Genomic DNA, 23,807 nt, shown 5'->3' with positions numbered 1-23,807 from the left:
AAAGTACAAATATGCGCGAAATATCACATCTCTACAAAATGATTGATGCGTTTTTTTTGCAAACTTCTAACCTATATACGTACAATACGAATAAAGTCATTCCTTCAGCGAAAGAATGACTTTATTTATTGCCAGACAACTTACTACTTTATGATAGCTTTAATAACCACCGGCTGATGATCTGACGGATAACGTTGCTCTTTTGAATCGGTCAACACGCCGTATTTCAAAACACTGATTTTCTTGTCGACAAATATGTAATCAATCCGGTTTTTCATGGGTGCATCAAATTTAAACGCATTGAATGTTCCTTCAGGTCCATAAGGAGCTAAGGCGCTCACACTTTGGGCATCGTTCAATAGGGTCTGCATTTCTTTAATTTGCTCGGTTTCGGGCGTAGAATTAAAATCACCTACACATATAGCCGGTGCATCTTTTGCTATTTCCTGAATTTTCTTTACCATCAGTTTACCTGACTGGCGCCGTGCCTCTACTCCCTGATGATCAAAATGCACACTAAAGAAATAGAAGTTCTTTTTGGTGGCTAAGTCCTGAAATTTAGCCCATGAGCAAATACGGTTGCAGCAGGTAGCATCCCAACCTTTGCCGGGCTTTTCGGGTGTTTCACTCAACCAGAAATCACCGGATTTCAACACTTTAAATCTTGATTTTTTATAAAAAATAGCCGAGTGTTCGCCTGCTTTATCTCCATCGTCTCTACCTTTTCCCAGAAATGTAAAATCTTTCAATTCGGCAATATCATCTAACTGGCCTCTCAGCCCTTCCTGAGTTCCGAAAATATCAAATTCATGAAAACTGATAAGCGCCTTTACAAATTCTTTTCTGTTTGGCCAGGCATTTACACCATCATTGGGCGTATTATAACGGAGATTATAGGTAGCCACCGTAATAGGTGTATTTTTTTGTGCAAAGCCCTCGGAAAAAGACAGAAAACTAAAAAAAAGAATAAGAAAATTTAATTTCATAGCAAATGGTGCTGGTTTTGTTGGTTGAAAATTGAATCAGTTAGCAGGGCTATTAACCTACCTTCACAAAATAAACAATAGATTATCAATTAAGGCACAAAACAGCCTGTAAATTATTACTTCTTAACAATAAGATAAAAAGGGCTGGCAATACTTTCTGCCAACCCTTTATCAAATTATCGAACCTATGAAAAATATTAATTCTTTTTTACGTATAATTTCACCGTATCGGCATTGATACCCGTAAAAACACCCAAACCATTCACGATACTCGACGGCGGGGTACTCAGGTTTTGTGTAGTAGTACCACTCGATTGATACAATGCCGAGTAATCAGGATTGATTCTGTAAAGGATTACGTCATAATTACCAAAGTATTCAAGGCTTTGTGGTTGAATATTACTGTGCACTCCCAACACCGGTTCGTTGGTAAATCTGAATCTGAAAGTCGGGAACTCGGCTCCTGTGGGTGGCACAATGATTTGCACCGGTTCGCTTTCAGTATTTTCTACCGCTATGAAGTGGTACACATTTTCAGGATTAATCCACGAAAGCTCTATAGGCGTATTGTCGATTCCACCGAAACCTCCACCACCCGGAAAACCACCTCCGGATAAATTGATTTGCGTACGAGAAATCTCATGGGTACTAATACCGAAACCTATCGGCTTTTCCGGAATTTCAGTCTCAGCACTGACAACCCTGCCCTTGTATTCAAATTCCATTTTATACTTCACAGGAGATTCTTCTATCAATTCAGCGCTATCTGAGGTGTAAACGCCGCTTGCTGCTGATTTTAAAACAAAAACTTTTCCGTTACTTGCAGTAATTTTAATACTCAAACCATCTATCGGTTCTGATACCCCCTCCGAACTTTCAGCGTAAGGAATTTCCGTAAAAACCTTCATACTTACCGGGTGCCCGGGAGCAAGATATGCTTCTACAATGGGCTTCTCTCCGGGATTCACCACATCGTTTGTTTCTGTGCAACTCATTACACCAGCAAACGTAATGATCGTCAATAGGATGCTATATATATTTTTCATTGTTTCATTCTTATTTAAGTTTCCACGTTACAGTAACATTAGGTGTAAAACCCAGATAATTCACATTCGTTGTCTGAAGAATCGTCAGGTCGTCGTCTGTAATAACCTGGAATCTTTTATACCACACGTTTGTCCGGTTATACAGGTTGAAAACGGAGAATCCTACATTAAACCTGGGACTGAAATTATATGTTGCCGATATATCCATTCGATGATATGCCGGGAAACGATTAGCGTTTTTGTCGGAAGGATTCGTGAAATTCCTGACACTGCCATCAAGCAGCGTAACCTGGTAGGCGCCAAGAATAGAGGTGTATGGCCTGCCACTTGAAAAAATCCAGGTAGCTGCCAGATCCCATTTCTTGTACTTGTAAGAACCAATAATTTTAAACTGATGCCTTACATCCTGGTCTGAATAATAAGATTTGTCAGAAAAGGCGTCTATCTGGCGTTTTGCCTCGGCCAGCGTATAGCCAATCCAGCCATTAAAATCTCCGAATTTTTTCTGAATCAATACGTCAACCCCGTTGATGGTCTCGTCACCGTTAAAGAAAGTCTCACTAGCCGACAACATGCGATTAAGTTGTGGAACGAATCGCAATGTATACTCGGTCACATCTGTACTTTTTTTCTGATAAAACTCCACGTCGAACAGGTAGTCGGAGGTTTCATAACTACCGCCCAGAATCAAGTGTCTGGAATGGGTAACAGGCAGCGTAGATGAATTGGATAATACCCAGAAATTGCGGTTGCCTTGCGAAATATCCTCGCGGTTAATCTGTTTCACAAACTGGTAATAAATACCGGCTGCACCTTTCAGTTTCAACTTGGGCGTCAGATTGAAATTGGCAGAGAACCGGGGTTCAAAATAGCTTTTTTGGGTTACGTCAAAATAAGTGATTCTGACACCGGGGTTGATATGCAGCTTTGACCCAAACAACTTAATTTGGTCCTGAGCATAGGCCGTATAGGTACTTCCGGTATCATTTCTGTCCAGTACCTTAATGGTGTCATTCTGGCTATAGGTATATTTAATGTTGTTCCGGGTTGCCTGCCAGCCAAAATCAAGTTGATTATTTGGCAGCAGTTTCCATTCAAAATCCATCTTGGCAGTTATGTCAGACAAATTATTATCTTCAATCTGCCCTATCCTCACGTCCCGGTCAACACTATCACGGGTTATGGTCATTAAGCGGCTATTATCTCTGTTGCTGTAGTAGTTTGAGTAACTGATTAAAGCGTTACTATAGAACTTCTCACCCCACTGTCTCGACCATTTCAGGCTTCCTCCCAGATTACCCCAGTTTGAAATATCATTAGTTGCCGTATTAAAACCCCGGCCACCCCCAAAACCACCTCCCGGAGGGCCAAATCCTGTAAGATTCGAACTGCTCGAATTATCCATATTATCGGTACCGTTATACAGGCTTAGCGATAGAATATCCTTTTTTGTAGGCTTATAAGTGAGTTTTGAATTTAAATCATAAAAATAAGAACTGGCCACCTGTTCCTGTCCGAATGCGCCAAACGGGTTTCTGCCTGTGCCTCCAGGCAATGCACCCGTTGGTTGATTCTGACTGGAGTTTTCGCCTGTAAAACTCTGAAACAGTTTTTTGTACAAGGGGCCTTTCCACGAACGACGAGCGGCCACCAGAAAAGTAAACTTATCACCTATCGGTGCTTCAATATAACCATTGGTGCTCAACAAACTCACATCTGCACCTGCATTGAATTCCTTTTTGTTCCCTTCTTTTCCGGTAATTTCAGCCACTGCCGATATACGACCACCAAATCGGGCATCGAATCCGCCTTTATATAGCTGAATGTCTTTAATGGCATTATAATTAAAGGCTGAGAAGAATCCAAAAAGGTGATCGACATGGTAAACCGTAAAGCCGTCGTACAAAACCAGGGTTTGGTCGGGCGTACCGCCGCGAACATACAAACCTGATGAAGATTCGTTAGAAGCGCTTACGCCGGGCATCAGCTGAAACGCTCTGAAAGGGTCTCTTTCGCCCACATTGGGCAGCCTAGCTATATTTCTCGGGGTCATTTTAATCATTCCCACTATCTCATTGGCTTTCAGAACTTCGGTTCGTTTTTCCATCACTGTTACCTCTTCCAATGTACCGATGGCAGGATCAATCTCAATCTTTAGGTCTTCCAGATTCAGTTTCGGATTCAGGTGGTACAGACGGGTAATAAAGCCTACATAGCTTACCTCAAGCGTGACAGTATCAGAAGGCACTTTCAATAATGTAAAATGACCGTCAACGTTGGTCTGGCTGCCTGTTTTAGAACCCTTAATAGCCACAGTGGCAAAAGGAAGATTCTCACCATTGGTAGCATCTACAATTCTACCTGTCAAGGTGAAGTCGGTTCGTGTGGGTTGTCCTTCAAATTTGGTATCGGCAATTGTTTCTATCTTCTTATTCTTGCCTATAATATGAATTATCTCATTTTCGTCTAAATAAAATTTCAAAGGCATTTTTTTTAATAGTGCCTTCAAACCATCCTGAAAAGTTTCGTTCGCAAACCAGTAAGTAACGTTATACGATTTCAGTTCAACTTTGTCGTAGATTATTTTGACAGGATATTTCTTCTCCATCTCGACCAATATATCAGCCAGAGGAATATTATTAAAAAATTCGTCTTTAATGAGCGGATTATTGACGGTAGATTTTTTAGCATTTTGGGCATGCGCCTCCCCCACCAAGCCAATCCAGAAAATAATTAAAAGAAAGCGGAAAAGTCTTTTTCTCATACAGGCATTTAAATTAGTTCATCGTCAAGGACGAGCGCACTAAGATTTGGGATGCCAGGCTAATGAAGAGTGTAGAGATTTAACTGATTTGTGTATATAAACCTTTATCAATAAACGAATTTGACTAAGAATCTGAGTATTTCAACTTAAATACTTCCAGAAATGTCCTTCCTACAGGAATTTCCTGCTTATCAATTAACAACCTGGTTTTTTGAAAAGAAGTAATCTTGTCTAAAGCAACAATATAAGACTGATGCACCCGGCAGAATTGGTTATCCGGCAGTTTGCTTTCAATTGCTTTCAAATTCAACCGGGTCAGTATAGGTTTAGGATTATTTCTGACGAATATTTTCACGTAATCTTTCAATCCTTCAATGTATAGCAAATCATCGTAAAACAGCTTTATTTGCTTATACTCAGCATGGATAAAGAAAAAATGTCGTTCATCGGTCGGTAATTGCTCATCGTTTTTTGCTTTGAGCGTAAACATTTCAAAAGCCTTATTGGCAGCTCTCAGAAATCTTTCAAAGGGTACTGGTTTCAGCAGGTAATCTGTAATATTCAGGTCATATCCCTCCAGTGCATATTGCTCATAGGCGGTTGTGAAAATCACCATAGGCGGATCAGGTAATGCTCTTATAAACTGTGTGCCGGATAACGTAGGCATCTGGATATCCAGAAAAATCAGATCTGTTGCATTCTCTTTCAAAAACTGTTCAGCGTCTAGTGCGTTGCTGAATACTCCGATCAAATCCAGAAAGGGTATTTTCCTGATATCATCCGCTATTATTTCTAAAGCGAAAGGCTCGTCGTCTACGGCAATACACCTGATTCTATCTTTATTTCTCTGATTGCCCATAGTTTAAAATAATAGTTAAATCAACACTGAAATACCCACCTATATTTATAATATTCAATTCATGTCTTTCCGGATAATGCAGCAATAAACGTTTTTCCACATTCTGAACTCCTATCCCTGAGTCTTCCGTATTTTCCGGAAAATTATTACCGGAGACAGGGTTCTTCACAAAGAAACGGAGTTTGTTTCCTTCTACTGTCAGACTGATTTCTATTTCACTTTCATTCTGGCTATGTAGCCCATACTTAAAGGCATTTTCAACAAAAGGTATAAATAATAAGGGTTCAATGCTCCATTGTTTAATATCACCTTCGTAGGTAAACTTCACAGAGTTTTTCTCTGATAGCCGCATTTTTTGCAATTCTATGTAGTTTTCCAGATAGTGTATTTCCTGTTCAAGCGGTACTTTATCATGCTTGGCCTGATAAATCATATACCTCAATAACTGTGAGAGTTTCACAACCGAATCTTCCGTAGCATCAGATTTTTGCCTGGCCAGCCAGCGGATATTGTTTAGAGTATTGAATAAAAAATGCGGACTTATCTGCAATTTCAACACGGCCAGTTCAGCTGCTGTTTTCTCAAGTGCTATCTGCTGTTTTTCTTCTTTCTGAATACTCCGCTCTTTTATCAGTGCCAGTAATGAACTGACCAGTATTACCAGCGAAAATGAAATAGTAGTTCTGAACAAAAAAGGAAAGGGAATAAACATCGGACCCGGTGGTGGGAACCTTCGCCGGAATCCCGACAAATCCTGCGGATGTATTCTTAGGAAATCGGGTCTTCTGAAAGTGTCAAAGGTAAACTTATTAAGCAGCAACATTACCAGAAATATCGCCAGCAAATACAATACAAACAACAGCGTATTTTTCCTGATTATTAAATTGGGAGTTATAAAATTCAGATTGAAGTAAAAAACAGCAATCAGCACGATATCGTTTATCAACTGCGATATGACGAACGACGGAAAACCTGTTTGTCTGAAAAAATTAAAACTACCATTTGGTGTGGTAAGGAACGGCATAATAATAAAGATTATCCAGCCTATAATATGTAACCAAACGGAGTAGCGCTTAAGAAAAATCATTGAGTGTAAACCTGAATTGTTGCTTATGAAACCAAAAACTACCGCCAAATGATATAAATATCTGCGTCAAACCGGCCATCTGTATATAATCTACCCGATTGTGTAGACAAGCCTTGCCTAAAATTATGACAAGCCGGCTATGCCGGTAAAATAGCATTTAATTGAGTCTAATCTTTCGTCTGCCACAATATTTTTTCAACTTTGCTGATCGATTGTTCTATACTATTTTTGATACTTGAAAGACCAAACTTTGCTAATAATACAACCGATTATCAGAAGCACAGTGGCCTTAATCTGAGCAACTTTTTAATAATAATCGAGTCCACTATACAATAAATTTCATCCAATGTCCGCTATTAATTAAAGGTGTTATCTGTTAGCCGGCGCGTAAAAATTTGAACATACCCGCTTATAGCAGGCAACATTTAAGTGATTGTACAACAATAAAATAGTGAAATATACCTTCATTCGCTCGCAACAGACTAAAAAATTGTCATTTTTCCATTAATTTTAATGATTTTTTAATAAAAAATTTGTGAGTTTCAATTGAAAAGTCTATTTTCGCAAATTATTGATTATCAACAACTTATCAATAATAAAAAAATTAAGCGCTTAAAAATTAAAGAAATGGATTTCCGTACTGAAATAGAAGTGAGCCCGGCCAGCTTCCGTATCGGCACTGACTCCAGAATAATGACTGTTGGTTCTTGCTTTTCTGAGGTCATTGGAAGCCAGTTAGCCGAGAATAAAATTCAATGCCTGTGCAATCCTTACGGGACTGTTTTCAATCCTTTATCGATATTCAAGTTGATCAGTAATAGCTTGCAGAATAAGCCTATTTTCAAACACATGATGGTCGAAAATTCGGGCATCTGGCAGCATTACGATTATCATTCAAAGTTTTTTGCTAATTCAAGAGAAGAGTTAGAAGAATTACTTTATCAAACAAACAGCACATCACAGCAATTTCTGAAAAAGGCCAACTTTCTGATTATTACCTTCGGAACTGCTATAGTGCACCAATTGAAAGAAAACGGTTCTATCGTTGCTAATTGCCATAAAGCCCCTGCCTCGAATTTCAAGAAAGAAATGCTGAATATGAAAGATATTATTCTGCGTTTCAGGGCTATGTATGAGCAACTGAAAATGTATAATAATAAAATAAAAATTTTAGTAACCGTAAGCCCGGTAAGACACACCCGCGAAACCCTGCAGCTTAATTCGGTTAGTAAAAGTATTCTTCGTACAGCCTGTTATCATATTGAAGAAGAATTCAATGATGTTCATTATTTTCCAAGCTATGAAATCATGATGGATGATTTGCGTGACTATCGCTTCTACAAAGCTGATATGATTCATCCGAATGACCTGGCTGAGAACTATATCTTCGAGAAGTTTTCTGAAACTTATTTCACCGACGACCTGAGCAATTTTTTGCAAGATTGGAATAAGGTAAAGATGTCGTTGAATCACCGTCCGATTCAGACAGATACACCAGCGCATCAAAAATTCCTGACCGATTTACTTGAAAAAATAGATGGGTACAGCGATAAGTTTGATGTTTCAAGCGAACGGGAAAAAGTACTCTCACAATTGGTAGCAGCGTAATCATAAGCCATCCTGCGCCTTTATATCAGGCAATTATTCAATTTTCATTCTCAAATCTCTACCCGGAAAAAGTTCTGTCATTACTTTTTTACGGATATCTGGCTTTCTGGTGCTTAATTCAGGAAACAGATTTGCATTTGTATAAATCATTTTAGAATCAAAGTCTGGCTGACATTCTTCGGCAATAGTCTCAGGTTCCATGTTTTTACAAATTCATTGGTTCGCAATGCTATTTTTGCGAACTTTACAGCGTTGTTTTATCGAATCAGGAAGACAATCCATACCTGGCAAAAGGCATTAATTATATGCTTTTAATAGCCGGATTGTTAAACTAAAAAATGAGAATACTTGTTGTTTTGATAAGTACGACAAAAGTATTTACGAACCAATTACCATTGCATGGGAGAATTTACTATCACCAAAGAAAAAATACTGCAAGCATTAAGTACAGTTGAGGAGCCTGACCTGAAAAAAGACCTAGTGACCCTGAATATGATTCGTGACGTTGTTGTAGGCGTTAATCAGGTCTCATTCACTGTAGTTTTAACTACTCCTGCCTGCCCTCTTAAGGAGCTAATCAGAAAGAATTGTGTAGACGCTATTCATACTCAGCTGAATAAAGATGTACAGGTAACTATCAATATGACCGCCGATGTTACCTCGATCAGAAACAATGCGCCCGTGCTTGACGGCGTAAAAAATATCATCGCTATTTCTTCAGGTAAAGGTGGGGTTGGTAAATCTACGGTTACGGTTAACCTTGCTATGGCACTGAAAAAATCAGGTGCTAAAGTAGGGATTATCGATGCCGATATCTCAGGGCCATCCATACCTTTAATGTTTGGGGCAGAGAACATGCAACCGTTGATTTCGCAGAAAAATGGCAAAAACATGATATCACCTATTATGCAATATGGCATAAAGATGATATCGATCGGTTTTCTTACCCCTCCCGATAGTGCCGTTGTCTGGCGTGGCCCGATGGCCAGTCAGGCATTGCGTCAGTTTTTTGGTGATGTAGACTGGGGCGAGCTGGATTATATTCTGATTGACTTACCTCCGGGTACAAGCGATATTCATCTGACATTAGTTCAGACCGTTCCTCTTACCGGAGCAGTCGTAGTAACTACTCCGCAGAAAGTAGCACTGGCTGATGTAAACAAGGGTATTTCTATGTTTCGTCAACCACAAATTAATGTTCCGATTTTAGGCATTGTTGAAAATATGTCATATTTCACGCCTGCCGAATTACCAGACAATAAGTATTTTCTTTTTGGAAAAGATGGAGGTAAAGAAATGGCTGAGAAGTATAACGTTCCGCTTTTAGGGCAAATACCGATTGTACAGAGCATCAGAGAAGGTGGTGATGAAGGCCGCCCGATTATGATGGAAGATGAACCTATTACAAGCCAAGCCTTCAAATCTACCGCAGAGGCATTGGCACAGCAAGTAGCGATCAGAAATGCATCAGGACAGAGAACCGCAAGAGTAGAAATAAGATAAAGAGAAAAGCCTTCGGATTCACCGAAGGCTTTTGTTTATTCGTCATCTTCTTCTTTTTCTATCGATTGGTTGTTTTCGTCTACTATCACAAAAACCGTCTCTCCGGTTTTTTTCATTAAGTACTTTTCACGGGCAAATTTCTCCATGGCATCGGCATTGCCCATTACTTCTTTTTCTTCGTGCTTCACTTTTTTCAGTGCTTCCACATAATACTCTTTCTCATTTTGAAGGGCCCTATATTTTTGCCAGAGTCTAAACTGAGAAATAAGATTACTCCCATCAAAAAAGGTAATCCAAACTAACAAACCGGAAGCTGTAAGCACATAGAATCGATACTTGTGCAAAAATGCAGGAACGTAAATTTTCATAGACTATACTGAGCTTTTATGGTTCAAGCCTATGCACACAGGCGCAGGCTTTCATTAGGAATGGTAATCGGGCACGATTTCAATCCAAAAATACCAATAACGGGCGTAAAAACAAAAAGCACCGAACAATTTTAATGTCCGATGCTTTTTATTGATGTATTGCTATTTATCAGAATTTCAATCCCGGAAAATAAGCCAGCTCACCCAATTCTTCTTCAATACGAAGCAATTGGTTGTATTTCGCCATACGGTCAGAACGTGAAGCTGAACCGGTTTTAATCTGGCCGGTATTCAAAGCCACCGCAAGGTCTGCAATAGTTGAATCTTCAGTTTCACCTGAACGGTGCGACATAATGCTCTTGTATTTGTTTCTGTGAGCCAGATTAACCGCATTGATTGTTTCTGTCAATGAACCAATCTGGTTTACTTTTACAAGAATTGCGTTCGCTATACCTTTGTCGATACCTTCCTGTAAACGGTTTACATTGGTTACGAAAAGATCATCACCCACTAACTGGCATTTGTCACCAATCAGTCTGGTTTGTTCTGCCCAACCTGCCCAATCGTCTTCAGCCATACCGTCTTCAATTGAAATAATCGGATATTTGTCTACCCAACTTTGCCAGTAAGCAGCCATTTCAGGAGAAGTCAATTGTTTACCGTCTGATTTCTTGAAAGTATAAAGACCTGTTTCTGCATTGTAGAATTCAGAAGCTGCGGCATCCATGGCAATAAATACATCTTCACCGGGTTTGAATCCGGCTTTTTCGATTGATTGCAACACGATTTCGATGGCCTCTTCGTTCGATTTGATGTTTGGTGCAAAACCACCTTCATCACCTACGTTAGTAGAGTAACCTTTCGATTTCAATACTTTTTTCAGGTTATGGAAAATCTCTGTACCCATTTGCAATGCTTGCGAGAAAGACTCAGCTTTAGCAGGCATTACCATGAACTCCTGAAAATCGATTGAGTTATCGGCATGTGAACCACCGTTCAATATGTTCATCATCGGTACAGGAAGCGTATTAGCATTTACACCCCCTAAGTAACGGAACAATGACAGACCTGCTTCATAAGCGGCAGCTTTCGCTACAGCCAAAGAAACACCAAGAATAGCATTGGCTCCTAAATTACCTTTGTTTGGTGTGCCGTCAAGCTCAATCATGATTTTGTCAATCAGGCCTTGCTCAAAAACATTTGCACCTAATATTTCGGGAGCTATCGTATTATTTACGTTAGCAACGGCTTTCAACACACCTTTACCTACGTAAGTTTTAGGATCATCATCTCTTAATTCAACTGCTTCATGTATACCTGTAGAGGCACCTGAAGGTACAGCGGCACGTCCCAAATAACCGTTATCGGTTAGGATATCTACTTCTACCGTAGGGTTTCCTCTTGAATCAAGAATTTGTCTGGCGTGTACTCTAACAATTTGGCTCATAATTCAAAAATAAAATTTAGAGTTATTGGTAAAAAAAATATAAAGTCTATAAAAAATATGTCAATTCCTTAACATTTTGGCACAAAAGTACAGATATTTTTAAACAATGTTCATTGTTTGTTCTTTTATCTTTTCCAGTTCGTCTTTCATCTGAACCACCAGTCGCTGAATCACAGAGTCATTGGCTTTCGACCCGATTGTGTTTACTTCGCGGCCTATTTCCTGCGCTATGAAATTCAGACGTTTACCGTTAGACGATGTTTTCAGCTCTTTGATAAAATATTCCAGATGGTTTTTTAAGCGTACTTTTTCTTCTGAAATATCAAACTTTTCAACGTAATAAATCAACTCCTGCTCAAATCTGTTATTATCAAAGTTCTCGTTCTGCACCCATTCAGATACTGCCTTTTCAATACGCTCGCGTACAATCGGTATACGCTTAGGAGCCTGTTCTTCTACCAATGCAAGCAGTGAGTCTATACTTTCTATATACTCTCTGAATTTCAGTTCTGTATTTTTACCTTCCTGCAAACGGAACTCCTTACACTTGCCAATGGCCAATGCTATGGCATTTTTCATCAGTATCCACTCCTGCTCTGCTTCTGCATCATTAAGGGCATCGGTATTAAAAGCATTCGGCATCAAAGTGGCCATTCTAAGCAACTCTGTCGGGCTGGGCTCAAAACCTAATTCTAGCGACGTTTCCCTTAAATCTTTGAAGTATGCTTTTACTAACGCACGATTTACCGCTGTAGAAACAGACGAATCATCCTTAGGAGTAATGCTCATCATAAACTCTACTTTCCCTCTTTCTAACTCCTGTGTCAGAATATTTCTTATTTCAACCTCACGTTCAGAATAACCCCTTGGGATCCGACAATAGATATCAAAAAATTTCGAATTGAGAGATTTTATTTCGACTGTTACAGAGATTTTGGCGTTTTCAAGAGTGGCAGCGCCAAAACCGGTCATTGATTGTAGCATACTATACGTTATTACAGATATATACCTGCAAAGAACGCTAAAAAACGGGAGTAATTGATGTTTTAAGTATAAAATTCTTATAAAAAAATAAAGGCAGCCACAACCTGTGTCTACCATTCTTTTTTAATAATCTGCAAGGCTTGTTGTATCCAATCATTATCATTATTTAATTCAACATCAGGCTTTACTCCTACATTTTCATAACGCAGCAAGAGTTTACGTGTATCCTTCATATCGGTCAGGTATACCTCAAATTGTTTGCCGGGCAGTTTTTCCCAGTTTCCGTAGTTTGACCCATAGCTAACCACACCTTTGGTTGTTCTGCCCAGAATTTTTACGTTTTTCTGCTTACGTAATTCCAATGCAAATATTTCTCCCTGGCTTATGGTAGCACTGTTTACTAAAACATATACTTTATTCTTTGCTGCATATTTTTTAATCAGATTCATGAATTTTCCGGCGACCTTATCTGCTCCTCCTTCGTTGTTGCGTAAGTCTATTATCAATGACGAAGCCCTTAGGTTATTCCGGATACTATCATAAAAAGCGATTGACTTCTTAATTGTAAAAGAATTTGCTGAAAAGTTTTTGATAAGTAAATACTGAGTGCCTTCATTAAGACTTTTCAGTTGAAACATGGGTGACTCTCCCGGTAATTGCGTATAATCAAATACCGGTGGTTTCTTTTGGTAGATAGTTTCGGAATAAGAAAGATAAAAATGTGAATTAATAAGGCTTTGATATTCGAATCTCTCATTATTATACAGAATGAAATTTTTAAAAAGCGGATGCGCATAAATAGCCTTAAAATAACCGGGCTTATATTCATAGAGGTGTATAGCTATCTGTCCTTTCTCCCACAAATGCATGTCTTCATGTTTATCTACAATTATACCCAGATACTCATCAGATGCAATTCTGAAAACACCAACCGTGTAATACCAGTCATAGTAATAAATGCCCTCTATTGAATCGGCCGGCTTTTCTTTCAGCACTGCTTTCAGGGAATCTATATTAACAGAGTGCACTGGGAAGTCTTTAAATTCCTGAGTTGTGACATACTTCTCAATCGATTCCCGGTCTTTAAAATTTGTAAAATCCGGTACTTGCGCCAGCCCTAAATGTCCATCGTGAATCGGCATCATCAATTTGGCAAGATTAGTAAAATAATGATAGGGTGTTAAGTTGATGGTATCTTTCTGTAAGTCTTCATAAAGCGTATGATATTGCTTAAGTCCGGTGTCCCTCATCTGATCTTTAAAAGATGGCGTTTTCTTCAATAAGGTATAAAGCGCTGATAAGTCTTTCTGATATTGGCCTGGTGTCTGGCTGCGTAACGACCCCAAAGACAAAGAAAAAATGCATATCCAGATGAAGAGCTGTTTCATAAATTGATGATGGAGACTAAATCTCTCCTCCTCATTGCCGGAGGAGAGATTTAGAGAGTGGACTTATTGAACCAGAAAATATTTTAGTTTACTTCAATGGTGCGTCAAGAATGTTTATCACCTTCACGCCTTTCTCTGTGAATATTTTACTCATAATAGCTGCGTGGTTCGAGCCTACTACAATCACAACTTTCTTAAAACCATTGGCTTTGGCTCTGTTGATCGTATTATCGCACATATCGTTATTTCTATGCCACCACCAATGGAACATCCATCCGTACAAATCGGCAGGGAAAACAGACAATTGGCGATACTCTTCAGAAAAGAAGTTAATCCTGAAAAGCCATTCGGTCATTTGCGGGCCATTTAATATTTCTGTTACATGATCTTGTCCATAAATTTTAACGGCATCATTCTGCAGATAGCTCATCCTGTTTTTAACATATTTAGATATCTCTTTGGCTTTTTTCCCTTCTTCAGACAAAGAATCTGCTTTTAGTATATTCAATCTTGTTTTGAATATCGAATCTGCCTTGCTCCAGGCATCGCTCCACTCATTATCCCAGCGTTGTGAATCCATCGGATATATCTTTTTCATACCAAATTCTATCATCATCGGGTGAGCGACATAATCATACTCATCGTCTATATACGGATTAATTGCTTTTTGTACAGAATCAACCGCTGGTGTAAAGAATTTCCTGCGGGCATAGTTAAACACACTTGTATCCGTTGGGTTTTTCTGTAAATGTTTAGCCACATGCCACATCTGGTAATACCCATTGCCCGCATCATAGCTTAAATAATAGGCTACTGCCAAATCAACCCGGTTTTTCATATCATCTGGGTTTTTGTCCAGAACTTTTTCGTAACGGGCTATGGCGGCTGGCAGATCTTTTTCATCAATTTTATTTCGTTGTTTCAAGCGGTCTAAACGCCCTAGTACATTCTCTTTGTTCCAATAGGTTTTAATAGCTTTTTCGTCTTCCGGCGACAACCATTCTCCAAAAACGGCATCCGGTTTAAAGGTTCTTATTTTTGCATGAATATCCGTCATATCCTGCCGCGGTTGCGGGGCATACTGGTGCGAGGCGCCAATCATCAATACCTCTAAATCCTGAGTTGGTGTCTGGGCAAATAGGGTAGAATAAATGACAGTGATTAATAAAGTAGCTAATAGCTTTTTCATATACTGATTATTGGTTTTGATTATGGCTCAAAAGTAGATGGTGGCTCACTAACCCACGTTCTTAAATCGTCGCAGGCACTTTTTTCACCGTCCAACGCCTGAATGGTTCGACAATCCCACTGTAATGGCTTCATCGTTCTCTTAATCAGTTCGACGGTATTTTAAGGGCGTTTGTCGGTATCTGTTTGAGATAATTACCTAATGAACTACCTTCACCACCAAATTTTAATCAGATAAGTATGAACAAGCGTCAGCAGATTGTATTTCACGTCATTTTCTGGCTATTCTTCTATTTTAAAGGAGAATTGCTGAACCTTATCGGAAATACAAATTACAGGTTCGCCTGGGAGAGATACCAAAGCATATTTGTATGGACTTCTATTCTTCTTACCATATTTACAACTTACTTAATCCGGTATATTCTTAACAGGTATTTTTCTACCAAACAATATCTGAACCTTACCATAGCCTTTGTAGTTGTTAGCGCCATTTATATTTTGCTTCGTTATCTGCTTGAAGAGGTAATAATATGGAAACTGGCAGGATATCATAACTATTCGGAAGAATCACGACGGTTTCCTTATTACATAACAGATAATCTTTATAATGTAATTGGTTATTCGTTCAATGCCGTCTTTCTGAAAATGATTGAAGATTTCTTTATCAATGAAAAAGAAAAAACAGCCTTGCTAACCGAAAAACTGAATGCTGAAAATGCTTTCTTGAAAAATCAGCTGAACCCTCATTTTTTGTTCAATACGCTCAACAATATTTATTCACTTGCGTTGAATCAGTCTCCCAAAACACCTGAAGCAGTCATGAAGCTGTCTGAACTGATGCGGTATATGTTATATGAGTCTAATCAGGAGAAAGTGAGCCTTGAAACCGAATTGAGTTATCTGAACAGTTTCATTGAGTTACAAAAATTGCGCTACTCAGGCCAGACATACATTGATTTTGAGGTGACAGGCAATGTATCTTCGCAACTGATAGCTCCGTTGATGTTGATTCCCTTTGTTGAAAATGCATTTAAACACGGTAGCGTACAAGACCCCAATCACCCGCTTATAATAAAACTGATGGTGAACCAAAATAACTTAAGTTTTATGGTGCAAAACCAGCAAGCCAATCAAAACAAAGATAAATTTGGGGGAGTGGGTCTTGAAAATATCAAAAAAAGACTTGATTTGATTTACTCTAAAAATTATAATTTAGAAGTGCAAAATAATGCCGAAAGCTATTCATCTGAACTAAATCTGATATTGTAACATGGAAAAAATACGCTGTCTGGTAGTGGATGATGAGCCATTGGCTTTGGATATTCTGGCGAAATACATCAATCAGACACCTTCTTTAACTCTGATTGCTGCCTGCACTGACGCGCTTGAAGCATTGAGCCTGATACAACAAGGAAAAATTGATCTGGTTTTTCTGGATATCCAAATGCCTAGCCTCACGGGCATTCAGTTTCTTCGTGTAGTAAACGGCAAATGTAAGGCTATCCTGACAACGGCGTATTCAGAATATGCGATGGACGGCTACGAGCTGGATGTAATTGATTATCTGTTAAAACCTATTTCGTTTGAAAGATATCTGAAAGCTATTCAGAAGGCAATCAGCAGATTTCAGTCGGGTGAGAGCCCCGCTTCTGCACCGCTTCCGGAAATTTCTGCACCAGCGGAAGTGAAACCTGTTATTGCTGAACCGCAACCGGATTTTATATTCGTAAAGACCGAATACAAAATTATTAAACTGAACCTGTCTTCCATTATGTATATAGAAGGTCTGAAAGATTACGTATCTATCTATACACCCGAAGAACGGATTCTGACATTACAGACGATGAAAAAAATGGAAGAATTACTTCCATCAGGCAGATTCGCGCGAGTACACAAATCTTACATTGTTTCGTTGGATAAAATCAATTCTATTGAGCGGCAGCGCATATTTATAGGCCGTGCTACCATACCTATTGGTGAGAGTTACTACAAAGAGTTTATCAGACTGATTGGCACCTGAAAACACTTAGTTGTTAACGGCAAGTACTTGCTCTATCTGTTTTATCAGCGTTTTTCCGTCATCATCGCTCGGATCAGCCACTTTAGTCAAAGCAAAATTGCCTTTTTTATCAATCAGGAAATACGTTGGCACGCCCGATACACCATAATTTTTCATTAGCTGACTGTTATCGTCTGTTCTGACATTAATTCCTTTCACATTATATAAATTCAGCGACTCCTTCCATTCATCCTCATCATCTATCGATATCTGTATAAAAACCACATCTTTATTTTTGAAGTGCTCTTTAATTTTTTCGGCAAACTTCATATCAAGAATACAGGGACCACACCAGCTGGCCCAGAAATCGAGATATACCACTTTGCCTTTGTAGTCTTCCAGGGATACGTTCTTCCCATTGGCATCTTTGAGCACAAAGGTCTTTGCAGGGGAGCCCTTCGTAAGGGTCTGCTGCAGGTAAACAAGCTGATTAACCGTATTTTTGAAACTTTTACTTTTTACAAAACCCAGATAATCATAAGAAACGGTTAAAATTTTCGGTGTGAGCCCGTTCGCTTCAATCGCATTTTTCAGTTTAAAACCCAATATCCGTTCTGTTAGCTCCTGCGATATTTGCTTCTTAGCATAGAGAGACTTAATGAAATGATACTCATCTACTTCTGTCAGATCCTTTTTTCTTCTTTGGCCTTCCTTAGCTATATATAAATCTGTCAGATTCAGGAAAGCATTGCCGTATTCCAGAGAAGTCGCCTGTGCCGAAGGCGGTACTTCTCCCACTTTCAGCGCATTGATGATACTGTCAATGGGCCATGTGGCATACTTTGAATCAGACAAGGCTTCCACCTTATAATTCTGAATAGCACCAATGATATCTGCCTTACGGATATCTCTGAAATTCTGAGACAAATTCTGATAGCTTTCAAGAAAGGCCAGTTGTCTGGCCTGTTCTTCATCCAGTTTTCTGAAATAGCTTTTCAAAGGTTCCTTTCTCCACTTTTCAACTTGCAGTTCCCAGTCATTGGTTATTTCAAATTTTTGCTGGTGCTCAATATAATACAGCCCTTTTTCAGAACCCTGCCCTGTCACCTGAAGTGTTTTCCAGAATTTCGAAGGGTCAAACTTAAGTGTTATTTCATCATCAGGCTCTGCAATCCAGAAATGAAAGCTCTGATCGGCATAGTGCAAGTCGAAATAGCCGGTTCCCTTTAGTGTAGTAACAAAGCTGAAGCGGTTATCACTGTTTAATGTAAGTTCGTATTCTTCTTCGTAACTGATCCAATCTCTGTATAAAACAAGAATCGCTTTTCGTTCTGTCGGGTTCTGAACCTCGCCCGATATTCTGAATAGTCCCTGTGCATAAGCACCTGAGGAAATCAATAGTAAGAGAGTAAGAATTCGAATCATAGCATTAAGGATTATATTCTGACCTGAAATAGTGTTTCCTGAAAACTAAAATAATTATACTGAAATTAACCAGTGCCATTAACAATGCAGAAACCCTGAACATTATTAAAAGCAGGTAAAGAATTCCTGTAAAAAAAAGCCTTTGCATGAACGCATCATTAGATACACCGTTGATATACTGCACATGGTGGTTCAGAAATATCATTGACCATATAAAAACCATCAGTAACGCAACGAATCCATAATTTACTTCTGCCGGAAGGTTCCGGATTAATACAATTGATTCCGGCAACAAAAGAATTGCATACGTGAGCGCAAACTGAATAAGCCTCTGTACATAAGTAAACGGCAGATTTCTGGCAATCAATAAAAATCTGTTTTCGAAAACAAAATACTGATGGCAAATTACTGTATGCCCGGCTGCTACAAAGAGCCCTCCTAACGATAACAGACGTTCATCGTAATCGTCGGTCGGATAAAGATTGCAAACACCCATTAGTATCAAACATCCGAAAAGCTTGGTAAGCAGCAGTAATACAGGCTGTTTAGCAAACAGGTATCTTACAAAGAACAGGTAGGCCGGGGTCCGGAATCCTGCCAGAAACTTCTGAATCGGTTTGCTTCTGACCTGCTCGGCATTAGGCCGCTGAATTCTGAATTCGTATATGGCTGCTCCTGCCAGAACGAGTACTACATTAAATAGTATTATATAAACTACTGCCGACCAGTTTTGTTCATCAATACCAAATTTTATCATGGCCAGGGCATACAAAAAAGTTAATTGTATGAGACTCAACTGGACGAGACAAAACACACCAAACCTTTTTATGGCAGGAAACAACCGGGCATGATACAGAAATTCATTCTGTTTAGACTCAAGCAATCGTAGCGTAAATAAAGTTACTTTTAGTGCATGCAATGCCCAGATCAGAAAAACAACACCCAGCAATGAAGGGGAATTCAAAGCATTTTTGATGAACGTTATATGTTCTATGGCTCTTAGAAACCCGAACGCAAACATCATAACGGCAAATACAAAAACGGCGTTCTGACGGTAATACTCCTTCACTATGGAGAGATTAAATATTCTGTACAAGCTTTTCATTGCTGGCTTACGGCTTGGTTCTGTACTAAATAAACGTTTTTAATGGCCAGTTTTTCAAAACGGAAATCCTGATGCGATGATAACAGGAAACTGACACCCTGATTTTCATACCTGTCTTTTACGAGTTCATACACTATTTCCACGCTTCTGTCATCAATAGTAATCAGGGGTTCATCGAGCATAATTAACTCAGGACTTCCCAGGAAAGCCGAAATCAATGAGATTTTCTTTTGCATACCACTGGAATAAGTGCCGATGGGAGATCTCCAATATTGATCTACTCCCAGCATCTCAGCTAACGTATCTAATTGTTTAGGTGTTTCGTGCTTCGCTTCCGCAATAAATTTCAGTAAATCGTATCCTGTTAGGTAATCAGGATATAAGGGCTCAGCCTCGCTTAAGTTAACCAGTAAACGATACGCAACCGCATCCTTGTTGATGTCCAGATTCTTGAATACTATTTCCCCCTTGAAGGGTAATATACCGGCTATCGACCTGAACAGGGTCGACTTGCCCGAACCATTGATACCTTTTACCCAATGGATTCCTTGTGGAATCTCAAGGTTTTCGATTTCTAAAATCTTGTGATTGTTGTAACTTTTCAGAAAGTTTCTGATTGTAAGCATGATTTTCAATTATCCGTTTTTATGTGAACGAAATAAATTTTTATGATTTATTCCCGATTAAATATTTATTTACTCAGAAGCACTAAAACCAGCGATTTTTGGCTCATTTCCGGCTTTTTGTACTATTCATAGCTGCGTTTTCAAGATTTCAACATACGGCAAATTCCTGCTACAAACTTAGTCTACTTTTTTGATAGGATTATTTAAACTTTCTCTTGCAATTTTCCTTAAAACATTGCACTATTCTAATAATGAGGTATACTATTAAAACAACTTTTCGAATTTAACAAATTCTTAATTGACTTGTATTCAATTAGTTACGTAGATTTGCATCAACAAAGGTTTTCGAAGGAGACAATAACAGGTATAACTTTTTTTAGTTTATTCTTTTAATTAATTACTCCAATAGAAAACAAAAACAAAGAAAATTATGAAAGCACTAGTAGTAGCAATCGCAATCATCGCGTCGTCAGCAAGCATCAGCTTTGCACAAAGCACTTCAAACGGTAAAGTAAGTGCATCAGAGAATGTAGCAAACCTTAACGTTCAGAACTTAGGTAGCCTACGTTTCAAATTGTCATTCGAGAACCCGACTAAACAAAAAGCTCAGATATCTTTAGTAGATAACAGCCGTATTGTTTACTATAATGAGTATACATCAGGTGATGCTCAATACGCAAAAGCATTTAACCTTACCAATCTGGTTGATGGTGAATATACTTTTATAGTTGAAACTCCAACAGAAAAAGTTTCTCAAAACTTTGTAATCCGTACAGAAATCAATCGTGGTGCAACATTAGCAAAAAATCGTTAATCTCCATGAAATGCTGTCAAGTAAACAGAAACTTATAGTCCCCACAAAAACCTTTGTCATAAGCAGCATCATTTCTCTTTCGAAGTGATGCTGTTTTTTTTCTTCCCAACTGACCGTTTTGTACTGCCTCTCATTTTCCTTAAACTCTACGCCAGATCAGCATTAGGTTACGTTTACCTTCACTATAAAAGGCTCGTTCGTCTTCAAATATCAGGAAATCACATATTTTATTTGGAATTAGTCTAAATAAACTATTACATTTGTGCATTATTTTTATTAAGTCTAAATAAAACCTTAGATGAAGTATTCTTACCTACTACTTTTTATATACTTATTTACTGCTACCACCTACGCTCAAGAACGCAACGGCAAAATAGAGGGCAAAGTCATAAGCCCTGCCGGTGCAATTGCCGGAGCTTCTGTTCAGGTAAAAAACACTCGCTCAGGAGGATTGACTAACGGCAACGGAAATTTCTCGATAAATGTGCCAGCCGGAAAACAGACCTTAGTTATACAATTTATTGGTTTTTCAAGTATTGAGAAAACCGTTGAAGTAAAAAGCAACGAAACATTGAACCTTGGTGAAATTACTCTGGCAGAAAAATCAAACGAATTGCAGGATGTTGTCATCACAGGTCAGTTCGGGCCACAGTCAGTTCGTAATTCTGTTTACCAGGTTCGCACCATAACCAACGAACAAATAAGACTGAGAGGGGCTACCAATATTCAGAACGTATTGAACACCGAGTTGGGCATGCGTTTTTCGAATGATTTGACTCTAGGTACTACCGATGTACAATTAATGGGGATGTCGGGGCAAAACGTAAAGGTACTTCTGGATGGTGTGCCTTTGGTTGACAGAGGCTCAACCCGTGAAAGTATCGGACAAATAGATATAAACATCATCGACCGCATTGAAATAGTTGAAGGGCCGATGTCTGTCAACTACGGAACCGACGCTTTGGCTGGTGTAATCAACATTATTACCAAAAAAAGTGAAACCGATGCAACCTGGACATTGACTGCCAGAGCGCAAGAAGAAACCGCAGGAGATGAATACGAGGCGTTTCAGGGTAAAGGTACTCACAACGAATTTTTAGGATTGGCCTGGCAAAGAAAAGGCTTGCAGTTAGCCGGTAATTTCAGTCGCAATTTTTTTGGAGGGTGGCAGGGCCTGTCAACCGGAAGAAGCAAGGAATGGATGCCCAAAGAACAATATCTGAGCACAGCAGGTATTACTTACCGCACACAAAAATTCAATGGCTGGTATCGTTTCAATGGTACGACCGAAACACTAAAAAGTTTAGGAAATACCTATACCAACACCCAAACCGGAAATCTTTCGGCTACAGACCAGCACTATATTACGAACAGATGGTTTCATCAGGCACAGGGAGAATATCAGTTTAATGACAAAAACAGTCTTACTGCAGCAGCTTCTTATACAGATTACAGCCGTAAAACAGAAACGACAGATATTGATTTGATAAGAAACCGTAGAACCTTATCACTAACCCAGGGCTCGCAGGACAAAGCCGTTTTCCAGACTACCTTTGTCCGTATCACGGGGCAACACAAGTTCTCTCCGACAATCTCCTTGCAACATGGTTTGGAAGTCAACATCAACTCAAGTTCAGGAGCAAGAATACAAGGTACACCAACCATCAGCGAGTATGCGTATTTTGCTTCATCTGAATTCAAACTGAATCCTGGCATCAATATTCGCCCGGGGTTACGTTTTATCAAAAATTCAGTGTATGATGCCCCTCCGTTGATACCTTCCATCAACACCAAGTTTACTTTGGCCAAGCGCCTGGACCTGAGAGCAGCCTATGCCCGCGGTTTCCGCTCACCGGCCTTGCGTGAATTATACTTTACTTTCTTTGACAGCAATCACTCGATCAGAGGGAACACGAACCTGAAAGCAGAATATTCAAACAGTTTCAATGCGTTTCTGTCATATCAGGCCATTGAAAAACCAAAACTACGTCTTAACTCTACTTTAGGTGGCTTTTATAATGTTTTCGACAATCTGATTTCAATAGGCGTAGACCCGAACGATACGCAGGTATCGACGTACATCAATGTAGACAAATATAAAACTACCGGAACAACCTGGAACAACACACTTTATTGGGAAAACCTGCAGGCAACTTTAGGGTATTCGTACATCGGTCGATTCAACCGTTTTTCAACTACCGAGAGCCTTCCTGAATTTGTGTGGTCAAGCGAAATAAACTCAAATATCAGATATACATTTCCTAAAATAAATGCCAGCATAAGCTTCTTCTACAAGTTTACCGGCAAACAACCTAGCTATCAGGCAGTTAATACTGAATCGGGTGTAAAACCAAGACTGGCACAGACATCCGCGTTCCATACATCTGACCTGACATTCAATAAAATCTTTTACAAGAATTTCTCATTACTGGCAGGCGTTAGAAACCTGTTCAATGTTACCCGGGTTAACAACACGTCTGTCGATACAGGCGGAGCGCACAGCTCTGGTGGAGGCGCAGTACCAATGTCTTACGGTCGCTCTTATTTTCTGGGGCTGACAGCACAACTAACAAAGCATTAATTAATTTCTCACATACATACCAAAGTTTA

At 39.2% G+C, this 23,807-nt stretch carries 20 protein-coding genes; 6 read left to right on the top strand and 14 right to left on the bottom strand.

Features of this window, described 5'->3' with window-relative positions; genetic code table 11:
- Positions 1 to 143 precede the first annotated feature (143 nt).
- The 5 genes from AC1RRY_RS07485 to AC1RRY_RS07465 all read right to left on the bottom strand — a co-directional run bounded on the left by AC1RRY_RS07485 (position 144) and on the right by AC1RRY_RS07465 (position 6,679).
- Positions 144 to 986 carry an endonuclease/exonuclease/phosphatase family protein gene (locus AC1RRY_RS07485; protein ID WP_492816864.1) on the bottom strand — a complete coding sequence of 281 codons (843 nt, stop codon included), beginning with the start codon at positions 984 to 986 and terminating at the stop codon, positions 144 to 146.
- 197 nt (positions 987 to 1,183) lie between these two features.
- The gene (locus AC1RRY_RS07480; protein WP_492816866.1) at positions 1,184 to 2,032 is read right to left on the bottom strand and encodes a DUF4249 domain-containing protein; all 849 of its coding nucleotides are present in this window, start codon (positions 2,030 to 2,032) and stop codon (positions 1,184 to 1,186) included.
- Between the two features lie 10 nt (positions 2,033 to 2,042).
- Positions 2,043 to 4,796 (bottom strand): TonB-dependent receptor domain-containing protein, encoded by a 2,754-nt coding sequence (locus AC1RRY_RS07475; protein ID WP_492816868.1) that lies wholly within the window; start codon positions 4,794 to 4,796, stop codon positions 2,043 to 2,045.
- Positions 4,797 to 4,920: 124 nt separating this feature from the next.
- Positions 4,921 to 5,655 carry a LytR/AlgR family response regulator transcription factor gene (locus AC1RRY_RS07470; RefSeq protein WP_492816870.1) on the bottom strand — a complete coding sequence of 245 codons (735 nt, stop codon included), beginning with the start codon at positions 5,653 to 5,655 and terminating at the stop codon, positions 4,921 to 4,923.
- The gene (locus AC1RRY_RS07465) at positions 5,636 to 6,679 is read right to left on the bottom strand and encodes a sensor histidine kinase (RefSeq protein WP_492816872.1); all 1,044 of its coding nucleotides are present in this window, start codon (positions 6,677 to 6,679) and stop codon (positions 5,636 to 5,638) included. Before AC1RRY_RS07465 ends, AC1RRY_RS07470 begins: the two co-directional genes overlap by 20 nt.
- Positions 6,680 to 7,369: 690 nt before the next feature.
- Between AC1RRY_RS07465 and AC1RRY_RS07460 the strand changes: the two genes are divergently transcribed.
- Positions 7,370 to 8,350: a GSCFA domain-containing protein gene (locus tag AC1RRY_RS07460; protein ID WP_492816874.1), complete on the top strand. Its 981-nt coding sequence runs from the start codon at positions 7,370 to 7,372 to the stop codon at positions 8,348 to 8,350.
- Positions 8,351 to 8,383: 33 nt separating this feature from the next.
- On the opposite strand, the gene AC1RRY_RS07455 is transcribed toward AC1RRY_RS07460, so the two are convergent.
- Positions 8,384 to 8,551: a hypothetical protein gene (locus AC1RRY_RS07455; RefSeq protein WP_492816876.1), complete on the bottom strand. Its 168-nt coding sequence runs from the start codon at positions 8,549 to 8,551 to the stop codon at positions 8,384 to 8,386.
- A gap of 198 nt (positions 8,552 to 8,749) precedes the next feature.
- Here AC1RRY_RS07455 and AC1RRY_RS07450 point away from each other — a divergent pair, with 198 nt between their 5' ends.
- Complete coding sequence (locus AC1RRY_RS07450) at positions 8,750 to 9,853, top strand: Mrp/NBP35 family ATP-binding protein (RefSeq protein ID WP_492816878.1); 1,104 nt, start codon at positions 8,750 to 8,752, stop codon at positions 9,851 to 9,853.
- A gap of 35 nt (positions 9,854 to 9,888) precedes the next feature.
- Here the strand turns inward: AC1RRY_RS07450 and AC1RRY_RS07445 are convergent, their stop codons facing one another.
- From AC1RRY_RS07445 to AC1RRY_RS07425, 5 genes are all read right to left on the bottom strand, one after another.
- Positions 9,889 to 10,221: an FtsB family cell division protein gene (locus AC1RRY_RS07445; protein WP_492816880.1), complete on the bottom strand. Its 333-nt coding sequence runs from the start codon at positions 10,219 to 10,221 to the stop codon at positions 9,889 to 9,891.
- A gap of 169 nt (positions 10,222 to 10,390) precedes the next feature.
- On the bottom strand, positions 10,391 to 11,668 hold the full coding sequence (gene eno / locus AC1RRY_RS07440) for a phosphopyruvate hydratase (protein WP_492816882.1): 1,278 nt from the start codon (positions 11,666 to 11,668) through the stop codon (positions 10,391 to 10,393).
- Between the two features lie 99 nt (positions 11,669 to 11,767).
- Positions 11,768 to 12,652: a YicC/YloC family endoribonuclease gene (locus AC1RRY_RS07435; RefSeq protein WP_492816884.1), complete on the bottom strand. Its 885-nt coding sequence runs from the start codon at positions 12,650 to 12,652 to the stop codon at positions 11,768 to 11,770.
- 110 nt (positions 12,653 to 12,762) lie between these two features.
- Positions 12,763 to 14,040 carry a S41 family peptidase gene (locus AC1RRY_RS07430; RefSeq protein ID WP_492816886.1) on the bottom strand — a complete coding sequence of 426 codons (1,278 nt, stop codon included), beginning with the start codon at positions 14,038 to 14,040 and terminating at the stop codon, positions 12,763 to 12,765.
- An 88-nt stretch (positions 14,041 to 14,128) separates the two neighbouring features.
- The gene (locus tag AC1RRY_RS07425) at positions 14,129 to 15,229 is read right to left on the bottom strand and encodes a DUF5694 domain-containing protein (protein WP_492816888.1); all 1,101 of its coding nucleotides are present in this window, start codon (positions 15,227 to 15,229) and stop codon (positions 14,129 to 14,131) included.
- Positions 15,230 to 15,468: 239 nt separating this feature from the next.
- Here AC1RRY_RS07425 and AC1RRY_RS07420 point away from each other — a divergent pair, with 239 nt between their 5' ends.
- Positions 15,469 to 16,497, top strand: coding sequence for a sensor histidine kinase (locus AC1RRY_RS07420; protein ID WP_492816890.1), 1,029 nt, complete (start codon positions 15,469 to 15,471; stop codon positions 16,495 to 16,497).
- A 1-nt stretch (position 16,498) separates the two neighbouring features.
- Positions 16,499 to 17,248: a LytR/AlgR family response regulator transcription factor gene (locus AC1RRY_RS07415; protein WP_492816892.1), complete on the top strand. Its 750-nt coding sequence runs from the start codon at positions 16,499 to 16,501 to the stop codon at positions 17,246 to 17,248.
- A gap of 6 nt (positions 17,249 to 17,254) precedes the next feature.
- On the opposite strand, the gene AC1RRY_RS07410 is transcribed toward AC1RRY_RS07415, so the two are convergent.
- From AC1RRY_RS07410 to AC1RRY_RS07400, 3 genes are read right to left on the bottom strand one after another with little or no spacing between them, the layout of a single operon-like run.
- Positions 17,255 to 18,652, bottom strand: coding sequence for a TlpA family protein disulfide reductase (locus tag AC1RRY_RS07410; protein ID WP_492816894.1), 1,398 nt, complete (start codon positions 18,650 to 18,652; stop codon positions 17,255 to 17,257).
- Between the two features lie 4 nt (positions 18,653 to 18,656).
- A complete protein-coding gene (locus tag AC1RRY_RS07405) occupies positions 18,657 to 19,757 on the bottom strand; it encodes a hypothetical protein (RefSeq protein ID WP_492816896.1) in 1,101 nt (366 codons plus the stop codon).
- Complete coding sequence (locus tag AC1RRY_RS07400; protein ID WP_492816898.1) at positions 19,754 to 20,383, bottom strand: ABC transporter ATP-binding protein; 630 nt, start codon at positions 20,381 to 20,383, stop codon at positions 19,754 to 19,756. Before AC1RRY_RS07400 ends, AC1RRY_RS07405 begins: the two co-directional genes overlap by 4 nt.
- A gap of 430 nt (positions 20,384 to 20,813) precedes the next feature.
- Between AC1RRY_RS07400 and AC1RRY_RS07395 the strand changes: the two genes are divergently transcribed.
- A complete protein-coding gene (locus tag AC1RRY_RS07395) occupies positions 20,814 to 21,197 on the top strand; it encodes a hypothetical protein (RefSeq protein WP_492816900.1) in 384 nt (127 codons plus the stop codon).
- A 298-nt stretch (positions 21,198 to 21,495) separates the two neighbouring features.
- Positions 21,496 to 23,778 (top strand): TonB-dependent receptor, encoded by a 2,283-nt coding sequence (locus AC1RRY_RS07390; protein ID WP_492816902.1) that lies wholly within the window; start codon positions 21,496 to 21,498, stop codon positions 23,776 to 23,778.
- Positions 23,779 to 23,807: the final 29 nt, after the last annotated feature.

The sequence above is a fragment of the Emticicia sp. GW821-FHT11C11 genome (genome assembly GCF_058808615.1).
The sequence above is the reverse complement of the archived record's forward strand: the minus strand, read 5'-3'. Positions and strand labels throughout refer to the sequence as shown.